Here is a 12,432-nt window from a genome sequence, read left to right on the forward strand (position 1 = left end):
TCATGCCCACTCAATTTTGATGAAGGCAATAGGGTTGTGCGACGTTTGATCAAATTCCTGATGGTGTTGGCGCTGGCTTTAGGTGGCTGGGCGTTCTGGTGGGTCAACCACAGTTTGCCGCTGAAAGCCCCAACGCTGGACTTGGCAGTCGAGCCCGGCACCACGCCGCGCGGTGTCGCGCAGGATGTGATGGAAAGCGGCGTGCAAACCTCGGCTGATCTGTTGTACTGGTGGTTTCGCCTGTCCGGCCAGGCGCGCCAGATCAAGGCTGGCAACTATGAGCTTGAAACGGGTCTGACCCCGCGCAGCCTGTTGGCCAAGCTGACACGCGGCGAAGAAGCCCTGCGCTCAGTGACTTTGGTGGAGGGCTGGACTTTCAAACAAGTCCGTGCGGCGCTCTCGAAAGCGGAGTCTCTGAAGCCTGATACACAAGGGATGGATAACAATTTGATCATGCAGAAACTGGGGCAATCGGGGCGACATCCCGAAGGTCGGTTTTACCCGGACACCTACACCTATGCCAAAAACAGCAGCGACCTGAAAGTGTTTTTGCGCGCCATGCACGCGATGGACAAACAGCTTGCACAAGCATGGCAGGCGCGCAGCGCCGATTCGCCCTTGAGAACGCCCGAAGAACTGCTGATCCTGGCCAGCATTGTCGAAAAAGAAACCGGTCGCGCCAGTGACCGCGCCATGGTGGCCTCGGTCTTCACCAACCGTTTGCGCCTGGGCATGATGCTGCAAACCGACCCGACAGTGATTTATGGGCTGGGCGAAAAATTTGACGGCAACCTGCGTCGCCGTGACTTGCAGACTGATACTCCCTGGAACACCTACACCCGCGCTGGCTTGCCGCCGACCCCCATCGCCATGCCCGGCAAGGCCTCGCTCTTGGCCACAGCCCAGCCAGCCAGCAGCCGCGCCCTGTACTTTGTGGCGCGCGGCGACGGCAGCAGCCAGTTCAGTGACAGCCTCGACGCGCACAATCGCGCTGTCAATACATTCCAGCGCGGCCAGTGATCCCATACAGCCATGACAACTCCCGGACTTTTTATCAGTTTTGAAGGCATCGACGGTGCCGGCAAGTCAACCCACCTTGACGCCTTGGCGCAGGCTTTTCGGGCGCAGGGCAGGGTGGTGACCCTGACCCGCGAGCCTGGCGGCACGCCGCTGGCGGAGAAACTGCGCACCTTGGTGCTCAACGACCCGATGGATGCCATGACCGAAGCCCTGCTGGTGTTTGCCGCGCGGCGAGACCATTTGCAGCAGGTCATCGAACCTGCCTTGGAGCGCGGCGAAGTGGTGCTGTGCGACCGCTTTACCGATGCCACTTTTGCCTACCAGGGTGGCGGACGTGGTTTTGATCTGAAAATACTCGGGTATTTGGAGCGGTTCGTGCAGACCGTGACACTGGCGGAAGGTGTTTTTGTGCGCCAGCCTGAACTGACGATCTGGTTTGATCTGGCGCCTGATATTGCCGCTTTGCGCTTGGCGGGTGCGCGCATGCCCGACAAGTTCGAGGCCCAGCCGGTGACGTTTTTTACCCGCGTCCGAGCCGGTTACCAGGCGCGTTATCTGGCCGACCCGCAGCGTTTCGCCCGCATCGCCGCCGAGCAAACCCGTGACGTGGTGTGGCAAGACGTGCTGGTCAGTATCAAACATAGGGGCTGGCTGGCATGAGTGATTCACCTGTCACAACTGCTGCGGTCGCGCCCTGGATTGCCGACCAAACCCGGGCTTTGCTGGCTCAACGCGGCCACGCTTGGCTGCTGGCGGGGCCGTCTGGCCTGGGACAGTACGAACTTGCACTGGCGCTGGTGCGCGCCTGGCTGTGTGAGCACGCCACGGCGCAGGGCGCCTGTGGCAGGTGCGGTAGTTGTCACGCCATCGCGGTGCGCGCCCACGCCGACTTGTGTGTTCTCATGCCAGAAACGGTCATGCTGGCGCTCAATTGGCCGCTGAGCGAAAGGGCGCAGGACGAGCTTGACAGCAAGAAGCGTAAACCGAGTAAGGAGATTCGGGTCGATGCCATGCGCGATGCCGTGGAGTTTGCGCAACGCACCAGCGCCCGCGGCCAAGGCAAGGCGGTGCTGGTGTTTCCGGCCGAACGCATGAACGTCTACACCGCCAACGCCTTGCTGAAAACCCTGGAAGAACCGGCGGGTGATGTCAAATTTGTGCTGGCAACCGATGCCGCCCATCAGTTGCTGGCCACCATTCGCAGCCGCTGCCTGGTCCACACCATGACCTGGCCCGGTCAGGCCAGCGCCCTGCAATGGTTGCAAGGGCAGGGCGTGCCCGCAGGCCAGGCCAGCGTGATGCTGCGCGCCGCCGGTGGCCGTCCACAGGACGCGCTGCAGTTTGCCCCCATTGCCGGTTTGTGGCCATGCTTGCCGCGCGCCGTAAAGGCGGGTGATGTCAGCGTCTTCAAGGACTGGACGCCGCCTCAAACGGTGGATGCCCTGCACAAGCTATGCCACGACCTGATGGCAGTCCACAGCGGCACCCTACCACGTTTTTTTGAGCTTGCCGATTTACCTAGGGCAGGTAGCTGGCAAGCCTTGAGCGCTTGGGCCAAAAGCTTGTCAGACACCATGCGAACGGTCGAGCACCCCTTTAACGCAGGCTTGATGCAGGAGGCTTTGGTCAGCCAGGCGCAACTGGCACTCAACGCAAAATCATGAAGTTCACGGATTCCCATTGTCATTTGAATTTTCCCGAGCTGCTCTCGGACTTGCCAGCCATTCGCGAGGCCATGGCCCAGGCCGATGTCACCCGCGCCCTGTGCATCAGCACCACGCTTGAGGAATTTGGCACAGTGCACCAGATGGCCCTTGATTTTGACAATTTCTGGGCCACCGTGGGCGTGCACCCCGACAACGAAGGTGTCCGGGAGCCTGCGCTGGATGATCTGCTGACTTTGGGTAGGCTGCCGCGGGTGGTAGGCGTTGGCGAGACTGGCCTCGACTATTACCGGCTCAATGGCCGCAGTGTGGCCGACATGGCCTGGCAACGCAAGCGTTTTCGCACCCACATCCGGGCCGCACGTCAATTGCAAAAACCCCTGGTGATCCACACCCGGCAAGCTGCTGAGGACACCCTGGCGATTTTGCGCGAGGAGGGCGAGGATGGCTCTGCAGGCTGTGCAAGCGGCGTATTCCACTGCTTTACCGAAGACGAAAGTGTGGCGCGCCAGGCACTCGATCTGGGCTATTACGTTTCCTTCTCTGGCATTCTGACGTTCAAGAGTGCCCAGAATTTGCGCGACGTGGCTGCCATGGTGCCGCTGGACCGGCTCCTGATCGAGACCGACAGCCCCTATTTGGCGCCAGTGCCGTACCGAGGCAAAACCAACAACCCGTCCTATGTGCCATGGGTGGCCAGGCAACTGGCAGAAATCAAGCAACTGCCTTTGGAAATCATTGCTGAGCGCACGAATGCCAATTTCGACACCCTGTTCAAAGGAATTTTGGTATGAAACAGCCAAGCAGTTACTTAATAAATAACATTAAAAACATTATTTATCTATTTGTTTTAATTGGTTTTAATATTGTTAATGCCGGCTCTTATGAGGATTTTTTCAGGGCAATCAAGCAGGACGACGCGGCCCAGGTCAGCGCTTTGCTCAGTCGGGGATTTGATCCCAATACGCTGGATCCAACAGGTTCGGCGGGTCTCATCCTGGCGTTTCAGGAGTCTTCTTTCACGGTAGCCCAAACGTTGATCAATCATCCGAAAATCAAGGTCGAAGTGCGTAATGCCGCCGACGAAAGCCCCTTGATGTTCGCGGCGCTCAAAGGCGAGACCTTGTTGTGCCAATTGTTGATTCAAAAAGGTGCCGACGTCAACAAGCCAGGTTGGGCACCTTTGCATTACGCGGCCACCAACGGGCACTTGGAAGTGATGAACCTGTTACTTGATCAACACGCCTATATTGACGCCGCTTCGCCCAACAACACCACGCCCTTGATGATGGCTGCACACTACGGGACCCCAGCTGCTGTCAAATTGATGCTGGAGGCCGGCGCGGACCCTATGCTGAAGAATGATCTGGGCTTGACCGCTACCGATTTTGCCCATCGTGCCGATCGCGTTGATTCAGCCAACATCATCGCCACATTTGTCCGCAGCCGCCAACCCAAAGGGTCCTGGTGACGCTTCAATAATACTTTATACGATGTATACAAGGGGTTAGTTCGATATTCATGGAAATTCTTTCATTAGTATATAAATAAATACCTGCTTTTCAAGATGCGCAGGACAATTGAGTTAATGCGCAGATATTGCGCCCCGCGTCGTGGACAAACTCACGGTGTGAGATTTGTTGTTTCATGGTGATACTCCCTCAATACCGCTACGCTTCGCTTCATCAGGGGTTACACCCCCGATACCCCTAACAAGGCATTCCAGCGCCTCAGAAGCCTCCCGGATGGCTTCAATCTGGTTTCTGAAGACCCGCACCCATGCTGGAGCATCCTCACCACCAGCGAGATCGAGGGCTTCACCAATGGCATCAGCAGCGATCAGACGATCATTCAGAACGTCAACGGCAGCAAGAAGGGCGCTCATGACCTGTCCCCTTGACCGACCAAGGGCAGGGGGTTTTTAGTCGCCTGGAGGGCTTTGTAGCGCCTCTGTTGACGGGTCTCAATCACCACCACTGCAGCCGGTTTGGCCCCTTCTTTGGCCTCTTCTTTGGCAAATCGACCGTCCAAACTGCGAAGCTGCAACGCCGATTTATCTGCCATCCACATCGCTTTCAAGCGCCGGATGCGACGAAACGAACTCATTCCCTTAGACATGGTCATTCCCCTTTATTTCAGATGGTGAAATTGTTGCTACATAGTTGATAGCGTATGGAAAAGGGCGTTTTCCCAATGAAACAGAGTCCGCGCCGTACCGCAATTTCCTAAAGTGATCTATTAATAAATTAGGGCCGGTCGGCTGCGCCGCCCGCCCGACTGCGTCGGCGGGTGACGTGGCGCCGACGCCGCCCGCGCCCGCGATGCTGGGCCCAGCCGTCGCCGTCACCCCGTCGCCAGCCCTGATGGCCAATAGGCGGAGCTGGGCTTCCCGATCTGCCATGGTTTTAAAGCAGCGTGCCTGACGCACCAGGAGACCCCACCAGCTCGAATCATTGGGCTTGAAGCCGTGGCCCTCGGGTGACCACAACTGGCCGCTGTGCATGTGCCAGCCATCCCAGCCATTGGCCGGCAGCTCGGCACCGGTGAGGATGCGCAGCAGCCGGTAGGCTGAATACGGGATCAGGGTTTTTCCGGAAATCCAGTACCTGACGGTGCGCGGGTTGACGTGCAACATTTTCCCGGCGGACTCAGGGGTCAGGCCCAGATCAGCCAGCATGACTTTGAGCCGGGCGCTCAGCAAAAGACGGGTTTGGCGTGCCTTGCTAGGCTTGCCTTTGGCCGAATCGTACTTTATACGATGTATATTATGTTAAGTATAGGATCGGTCTCAGTGATTTGAGAATCCCCTTCGCCCTCCTTATCGAGAAACGCTGAAGGAAACCACTGGCGCCGTAGGATCAGAGAATGAAGTGCCCAGCGCAATTTGACCTTCGCCATGCAGCACGCATTCATCGCGTCTTAGCATTAGGTCGGCGCCGCCCCCGGAAAAACGGATCCAACTGCCATAAGAGCTTTCATCGACCATCAGAAAACTGCCATTGCGCCACTCGATGCGGGCGTGGGTCCGTGATACACGCGGATCATTCACAACAAAATCAATTTTCCGAATGCGTCCCAGGTGTATCGGCATTTCGAAAGCATGAAAGGTCTGTTGCTTGTCGTTGTAGGAAAAGACAATCTGCCCGCCCAAAACATCGCCACTCTGTGGAGATGCCAGATTGACGGGATTTTGAATCGTAAAGTATTCCGAGTTTTGTTCTTCCTTCCACTCAATCTGGTACACCGTGCAGGGTTCAGAGCGGCCACGAATGGCAATTGGGCCCAACAACCGGTAATGGACGTCGTTGCGCTCGCGACTGTTTTCAATAGCCTGGTCGTTTACCCATATCTGATGTGGCCCAGTGAGTTCACTCAAACGCGCAGCGATGTTGACAGCATCGCCATAACAGTCATCATCGACAAGCACCACATCTCCCCGAACCACGCCGATGCGCAGCGGCATATAAAGCCGGGGTGACAATTTTGCCAGACGCAATTGGTAGCTGCGTTGAATATCGACAACTGCAGCGATGGCATTTGGACTGTCATCAAAGGTGGCCAGTACCCCATCCCCCAAAAATTTAACAACCCTTCCGCCATTGGCGGCAAATTTCTCAGCCACCCAAGTAGTGGCCTGGGTCACTGCCTCGGTGGCTTTGGCATTACCAAGAGACTCAAACACCCCTGTGCTACCAAACAGATCGGCAAAAACAACGGTTGTTTGAACGTTCATGACTAATCAATTCTCCATTTCACGACAGTAGTTTAAGTCAATGCCCCAGAGGTACCGTCAACGATGCCCCCAAAACATCAGGACATCACGGCCGTCCATTGCCATGTCTATAGCACCACCCACCGGAAGCAAAACTTTGATGGCGACATGGCCGTAGGGCAAATTGGTCAGTAGCGGGACCTTGACCTGCTTTCCAAGCCAGTCCATGACACTCTGCAACTTGAATCCCCGATCATGCGCGACCAATTTGAACTCGGTAAATTGACCCATCACGATGGCTTTTTGACGCGCCAGTACCCCTGCGTGCAGAAGTTGAGTGAGCATCCGCTCGATGCGATACGGATGCTCTGCAACGTCTTCCAAAAATAGCACACCTCCTTTGATTTGAGGAAAATACGGTGTTCCCAAAAGGGACGTCAACACCGTCAGGTTGCCGCCCCATAGGATGGCATTTTTGAGGTTCAAAGCGGGTGCATCACTCGCCATGGCGTCAGGCTTGCGGTGCTGTCGCCAGCCCGTGCCCTCCCCTTGCCCCAGAAGCAAGTCGTTGAAACAGTCCGCCATGATGTCATCGGGTTCACCCTTGACACCAAAACCCTCGCACAGCGCCGGTCCGGCCCAGGTGACGGCACCCGTCTGCGCCAGCAGCGCATTCTGAAAGGCGGTGAAATCACTGATGCCGACGAACTGCATGCCCTGGGCAATGGCCTTGGCCACTTTTTTGTAGTGAATCCCAGGCAGGATCCGCGTAAGACCATAGCCACCGCGAGTAGTCAGCGCCACGTCGGCCTTGCTGGCTGCTGCGCGGTGAATGGCTGCCAGACGGGTTGCGTCATCGCCAGCAAAACGCTGGTAACTTGTCAAGGCGTCTTGGTCAACTTCCACCTCATGTCCCATGGCTTGCAGCCGCGCAATGCCGCGCTTGAAGGCCGCTTTGTCGCGTACCGCGCCAGATGGGGAGTAGATATAGATGTGCTTTTTCATGTAATCTGATTACAGCTGGATATTGGACGCAGTTTTCACACGCCGTTGCCGAAAAAAAGTCTGCAACATATCGGCACATTCCTGCGCCAGGAGTCCGCCCTGCACTTGCGTTTGATGGTTCAGGCGGGCTTGTGCAAACAGATCGATCACCGAGCCACCCGCGCCGGTTTTGGGGTCGGTAGCACCAAACACCACACGTTTCAGGCGGGCATGCAGCATGGCCCCGGCACACATGGCGCACGGCTCCAGCGTCACGAACAATTCGCACTCAGGTAGCCGGTAATTGCCCAGGACTTGCGCCGCAGCGCGCAAGGCCTGCATTTCTGCATGCGCGCTGGGGTCATGGGTGGCAATGGGGGCGTTGCGGCCAGTGGCTATGACGATGCCCTCCCTGAGCACGACGGCGCCTACCGGAACTTCACCTGCGGCAGCTGCCATAGCCGCCTGGGCCAGCGCCAGTGACATGGCTTGCGCGTCGGTCATTCGTTCGGCAGACGTGGACATGGCCTGGCTGGTCAAATCATTCCCACTCGATCGTAGCGGGCGGTTTGCTGCTCACGTCATAGGTGACGCGGTTGATGCCGCGCACTTCGTTGATGATGCGGCTCGACACTTTTTTGAGCAGTGCATAGGGCAGTTCGGCCCAGTCGGCGGTCATGAAATCGCTGGTTTGCACGGCGCGCAAGGCCACCACGTAGTCATAGGTGCGGCCGTCGCCCATCACGCCGACGCTCTTGACCGGCAAAAACACCGTGAAAGCCTGGCTGGTGAGGTCGTACCAGCTTTTGCCGCTGGCCTCGTCAATAAAATTGTTGAGCTCTTCAATGAAAATGGCGTCGGCCCGGCGCAGCAAGTCAGCGTATTCCTTTTTGACTTCACCCAAAATCCGCACACCCAGGCCAGGGCCGGGGAAAGGATGCCGATAGACCATGTGGAACGGCAAGCCCAGTGCCACACCGAGTTCACGCACCTCGTCCTTGAACAATTCGCGCAAGGGCTCAAGCAGCTTCAGGCCGAGCAGTTCGGGCAGACCGCCTACATTGTGGTGGCTTTTGATGACCACGGCTTTTTTGTTCTTGGCGCCGCCCGACTCGATCACATCCGGGTAAATGGTGCCTTGAGCCAGCCACCTGGCACCATTTTTTGTCGTATCCGACGCCGTCAAGGCAAGTGCTTGCGCCTTGAAAACCTCGACAAACTCACGGCCGATGATCTTGCGCTTGGCCTCGGGGTCGCTGACGCCCGCCAAGTGTCTCAAAAACTGGTCTGCAGCATCGACGCGAATGACCTTGGCGTGCAGCTTGCCGACGAACATGTCCATCACCATGTCGCCCTCGTTCAGGCGAAGCAAGCCATGATCGACAAAGACACAGGTCAACTGGTCGCCAATGGCGAGGTGAATCAGGGCCGCCGCCACCGATGAATCGACGCCGCCGGAAAGTCCCAAAATGACCTCTTCATCACCCACTTGGGCGCGAATGGATGCCACCGCCTCGCTGACGTAGTCGCCCATGAGCCAGTCGGCGCGGGTGCCGCAGATGTCGAGCACAAAACGCTCCAGAATCGCCGCACCGCGCTTGGTGTGCGTGACTTCGGGGTGAAACTGCACGGCGTAAAAGCGGCGCTCTTCGTCAGCCATGCCGGCAATTGGGCAACTGTCGGTGCTGGCCATCAGCTTGAAACCATGCGGCAACTCGGTGACCTTGTCGCCATGACTCATCCAGACTTCCAGCATGCTATGGCCTTCTGGCGTGGTGAAGTCCTGAATGCCTTCGAGCAAAGCGGTGTGGCCATGCGCGCGCACCTTGGCCGGGCCAAATTCGCGCTGGTGTCCACTGGTCACCATGCCTCCGAGTTGGTGCGCCATGGTCTGCATGCCGTAGCAAATACCCAGCACTGGCACGCCCAGTTCAAACACCGCTTGCGGCGCCTTGTCGGTAGTGTCTTCATAAACGCTGGCGTGGCTGCCAGAGAGAATGATGCCCTTGAGCGTGCCATCGCGGGCATAGGCGCGCACCCAATCGTCGGTCACGTCACAGGGATGCACTTCGCAAAACACATGGGCTTCGCGAACGCGCCGAGCGATGAGTTGAGTGACTTGGGAGCCAAAGTCAAGGATGAGGATTTTTTGATGCATGGTCGGTCACGCCAGTCGTTTACTCGGCGCGGTAATTCGGGGCTTCTTTGGTGATTTGCACGTCGTGCACATGGCTTTCCCGAATGCCCGCTGTGGTGATTTCCACAAACTCGGCCTTCTCCTGCATCTCGTGGATGGTGGCGCAGCCGCAATAGCCCATGCTGGCTCGCAAGCCGCCAGACATCTGGTAAATCAGGGCGATCATTGATCCTTTGTAAGGCACGCGGCCTTCGATGCCTTCGGGGACCAGCTTGTCTGCGTTGGGGTTGCCCGTGCTCGATTCCTGGAAATAACGGTCCGCACTGCCCTGCTGCATGGCGCCAATGCTGCCCATGCCGCGGTAGCTTTTGTAGCTGCGGCCTTGGAACAAAATCACTTCACCGGGGGCTTCTTCGGTGCCGGCAAACATGCCGCCCATCATCACCGTGCTGGCGCCAGCCGCAATGGCTTTGGAGATGTCGCCACTGAACCGGATGCCGCCGTCGGCAATGAGTGGCACACCGGTTCCCTTGAGCGCTGTGGCCACGCTGTCGATGGCCATGATCTGTGGCACACCAACGCCCGCCACGATGCGGGTGGTGCAAATGGAGCCCGGACCAATGCCGACCTTGACGGCGTCGGCACCGGCTTCAACCAATGCCAGCGCGGCAGCGCCCGTGGCGATATTACCGCCAATCACTTCAATATTGGGGAAATTTTGCTTGACCCAGCGCACCCGATCCAGCACACCCTTGCTGTGGCCATGCGCCGTATCAACCACGATGGCATCGACACCGGCACGAGCCAATAGCTCGACACGTTCCTCGGTGCCCTCGCCCACGCCCACCGCCGCGCCAACGCGCAACTTGCCTTGGGCATCTCGCGCGGCATTGGGAAAACTGGTTTGTTTGGTGATGTCCTTGACAGTGATCAGACCCTTGAGTTCAAAAGCGTCATTAACCACCAGCAATCGTTCGATCTTGTATTGGTTCAGCAACACCTTGGCCTGTGTAATGGTCGTGCCGTCGGGGACAGTGACCAGTTTTTCACGCGGCGTCATGATGTGGCTCACGGGTAGGTCAAAGCGTGTCTCGAAGCGCAAATCGCGCCCGGTCACCAAGCCCACCACCTTGCCGCCGTCGATCACTGGGAAACCCGAAACACCCAGTTGCTCGGACAAGGACATCACTTGGCGCACGGTGTGCTGCGGCGTAATGACCACCGGGTCGCGCAAAACGCCCGATTCATAGCGTTTTACTTTAGCGACTTTGGCCGCCTGCTGCTGCGCCGTCATGTTCTTGTGGACGATGCCAATACCGCCCTCCTGAGCAATGGCAATTGCCATTCGGGATTCCGTGACCGTGTCCATGGCCGCTGAAACCAGCGGCAGATTAAGCGCAATATTGCGGGTTAAACGGGTGGCAAGGGAAGTGTCCTTGGGCAGGACTTGGGAGTAGGCTGGCACCAATAACACGTCGTCAAAGGTGAGCGCTTTACCGATCAGGCGCATGTTCAAAGCTCCAAATTATCGATTGTATCTGCCACTTGGTTCGCAAGCTGGCATAAACTTGCGTGCTATGACTCAAACTCTGCATCTCTTTTTGATTCTGGCCAGTTTGCTCTCTTTTGATGCGACGGCTCAGTGGGCCTGGACAGACAAAGAAGGGCACCAAGTCTTCAGTGACCGGGCGCCACCCGTCAGTGTTCCTGAAAAAAGTATTTTCAGGCGTCCCGATCTAAACGCGACTGCCAACAGGCAGGATATCTCTGCAAATGTTGGCGTACCCGAACCAGCGGCCAAAACAGCTGCTCCCACACAGTCTAATGCCAGCAGTCCGCAAGCAGCAGGCGTCGATAAAGACCTCGCCGAACGTATGAAAAAAGCAGCGCAGGTCCAAGCCATGCAACGCAAGGCAGAGGAGGACCGCATCAGCCAGCTCAAGGCGGACAACTGTCAGCGTGCCAGGTTGGCCCAAAAAACACTGGATTCCGGTGTTCGCTTATCGCAAATCAACATTCGGGGAGAGCGAGAAGTGATGGATGACGCGGCTCGAGCAGCAGAGACAAAACGAATCCGGTCCATCGTAGAGAGCGACTGTAATTAGCCAACTGCAAAACCAGCAGGCAGCCCTGAGTCAGTAGCCGGCTTTGGCACCCGCACGTTTCTTGACGAACAGACCTGCACTGCGGCTACCCTGGCTGACAAACCGTTCGCGACGGGCTACTTTGGGGTCCACCCGCAAGGAGCGGTAAATTTCTACCCGGTCATGATCACGCAAGCACTGATCGGGTTTGGCCTTGTGGCCCCAGACGCCGATCAGCACGTCATGGTTGTCAATTTCAGGATGGCGCAGCAGTAGCCCGCTTTGCTGCAATGCCTGCAATGCCGTGCAAGGGGCATTCAGTTGCAAATTAACTTCGAAAACTTCTCGCGCCTTGAGGGCGTAAACAACGCTCAGACGCAAAAAGACTTTACTCACCGTAAGCTTGTTTGGCGCGTTTGACGAAGGCATCGACCATGCTGCCCGCGATTTTGTCAAAGACTGGGCTCACCAATCGGCCAATGGCACTCTCGAAACTGTAGGTAAGGACCAATTCAACCTTACAGGCGCGCTCCATGGCATCCCCCAAAGGCAAAAAATTCCACTCGCCCTCCAGTTTGGAAAAGGGGCCGTTGACCAAATTGATGATGACCTGGCGGTCCACCGTATGCATGTTGCGGGTGGTAAAAGTTTGATGGATACCCGAAAAAGCAATGCCGATTTCGGCCAGCATGCCGTTTTCTTCATGTGTCACCACGCGCGCCTTGTCACACCACGGTAAAAACTGCGGGTATTTGTCAACATCGGTCACCAGCCGGTACATTTCAGCCGGGCTGTACCAGATTAAAACGGACTTTTTGACAGTTTTCATAG

At 57.2% G+C, this 12,432-nt stretch carries 15 protein-coding genes and 1 pseudogene; 6 read left to right on the plus strand and 10 right to left on the minus strand.

What is annotated here, in order from left to right; genetic code table 11:
* The first annotated feature begins 60 nt into the window (after positions 1-60).
* Genes mltG through PHF15_RS03045 form a run of 5 tightly spaced genes read left to right on the plus strand, consistent with a single transcriptional unit; the run spans position 61 to position 4,155 of the window.
* Complete coding sequence (gene mltG / locus PHF15_RS03025) at positions 61-1,020, plus strand: endolytic transglycosylase MltG (RefSeq protein ID WP_300119090.1); 960 nt, start codon at positions 61-63, stop codon at positions 1,018-1,020.
* A 12-nt stretch (positions 1,021-1,032) separates the two neighbouring features.
* Positions 1,033-1,680, plus strand: coding sequence for a dTMP kinase (gene tmk / locus PHF15_RS03030; RefSeq protein WP_300118860.1), 648 nt, complete (start codon positions 1,033-1,035; stop codon positions 1,678-1,680).
* Complete coding sequence (locus PHF15_RS03035) at positions 1,677-2,684, plus strand: DNA polymerase III subunit delta' (protein ID WP_300118862.1); 1,008 nt, start codon at positions 1,677-1,679, stop codon at positions 2,682-2,684. The genes tmk and PHF15_RS03035 overlap by 4 nt, the downstream gene beginning before the upstream one ends.
* A complete protein-coding gene (locus PHF15_RS03040) occupies positions 2,681-3,478 on the plus strand; it encodes a TatD family hydrolase (RefSeq protein ID WP_300118863.1) in 798 nt (265 codons plus the stop codon). Before PHF15_RS03035 ends, PHF15_RS03040 begins: the two co-directional genes overlap by 4 nt.
* Positions 3,475-4,155, plus strand: coding sequence for an ankyrin repeat domain-containing protein (locus PHF15_RS03045; RefSeq protein WP_300118864.1), 681 nt, complete (start codon positions 3,475-3,477; stop codon positions 4,153-4,155). Before PHF15_RS03040 ends, PHF15_RS03045 begins: the two co-directional genes overlap by 4 nt.
* A gap of 174 nt (positions 4,156-4,329) precedes the next feature.
* On the opposite strand, the gene PHF15_RS03050 is transcribed toward PHF15_RS03045, so the two are convergent.
* The 8 genes and pseudogenes from PHF15_RS03050 to guaB form a co-directional block, all read right to left on the minus strand.
* Positions 4,330-4,569, minus strand: coding sequence for a hypothetical protein (locus PHF15_RS03050; RefSeq protein ID WP_300118865.1), 240 nt, complete (start codon positions 4,567-4,569; stop codon positions 4,330-4,332).
* A complete protein-coding gene (locus tag PHF15_RS03055) occupies positions 4,566-4,802 on the minus strand; it encodes a hypothetical protein (protein WP_300118866.1) in 237 nt (78 codons plus the stop codon). The genes PHF15_RS03050 and PHF15_RS03055 overlap by 4 nt, the downstream gene beginning before the upstream one ends.
* Positions 4,795-5,361, minus strand: a complete 567-nt coding sequence (locus PHF15_RS03060; RefSeq protein ID WP_300118867.1) for a VC1465 family Xer recombination activation factor — start codon at positions 5,359-5,361, stop codon at positions 4,795-4,797. Before PHF15_RS03060 ends, PHF15_RS03055 begins: the two co-directional genes overlap by 8 nt.
* 141 nt (positions 5,362-5,502) lie before the next feature.
* Entirely contained in the window at positions 5,503-6,417 is a 915-nt protein-coding gene (locus PHF15_RS03065; protein ID WP_300118868.1) for an FHA domain-containing protein, read from the minus strand.
* A gap of 57 nt (positions 6,418-6,474) precedes the next feature.
* The gene (locus tag PHF15_RS03070) at positions 6,475-7,401 is read right to left on the minus strand and encodes an LD-carboxypeptidase (protein ID WP_300118869.1); all 927 of its coding nucleotides are present in this window, start codon (positions 7,399-7,401) and stop codon (positions 6,475-6,477) included.
* Positions 7,402-7,440: 39 nt separating this feature from the next.
* Positions 7,441-7,884, minus strand: a pseudogene (gene tadA / locus PHF15_RS03075) (tRNA adenosine(34) deaminase TadA); the annotation flags it as partial.
* A 37-nt stretch (positions 7,885-7,921) separates the two neighbouring features.
* Entirely contained in the window at positions 7,922-9,538 is a 1,617-nt protein-coding gene (guaA, locus tag PHF15_RS03080) for a glutamine-hydrolyzing GMP synthase (protein WP_300118870.1), read from the minus strand.
* Positions 9,539-9,557: 19 nt separating this feature from the next.
* Positions 9,558-11,027: an IMP dehydrogenase gene (guaB, locus tag PHF15_RS03085; RefSeq protein ID WP_300118871.1), complete on the minus strand. Its 1,470-nt coding sequence runs from the start codon at positions 11,025-11,027 to the stop codon at positions 9,558-9,560.
* On the opposite strand from guaB, the gene PHF15_RS03090 reads away from it, so the two are divergent.
* Positions 11,026-11,622: a DUF4124 domain-containing protein gene (locus tag PHF15_RS03090; protein WP_300118872.1), complete on the plus strand. Its 597-nt coding sequence runs from the start codon at positions 11,026-11,028 to the stop codon at positions 11,620-11,622. The genes guaB and PHF15_RS03090 overlap by 2 nt on opposite strands.
* Positions 11,623-11,652: 30 nt before the next feature.
* Here PHF15_RS03090 and PHF15_RS03095 read toward each other — a convergent pair whose 3' ends face one another.
* Both PHF15_RS03095 and PHF15_RS03100 read right to left on the minus strand, forming a co-directional pair.
* Complete coding sequence (locus PHF15_RS03095) at positions 11,653-11,997, minus strand: RnfH family protein (RefSeq protein ID WP_300118873.1); 345 nt, start codon at positions 11,995-11,997, stop codon at positions 11,653-11,655.
* Positions 11,990-12,430: a type II toxin-antitoxin system RatA family toxin gene (locus tag PHF15_RS03100; RefSeq protein ID WP_300118874.1), complete on the minus strand. Its 441-nt coding sequence runs from the start codon at positions 12,428-12,430 to the stop codon at positions 11,990-11,992. Before PHF15_RS03100 ends, PHF15_RS03095 begins: the two co-directional genes overlap by 8 nt.
* Positions 12,431-12,432 lie beyond the last annotated feature (2 nt).

The organism is Rhodoferax sp. (assembly GCF_028689295.1).
Classification (GTDB): Bacteria; Pseudomonadota; Gammaproteobacteria; order Burkholderiales; family Burkholderiaceae_C; genus Rhodoferax.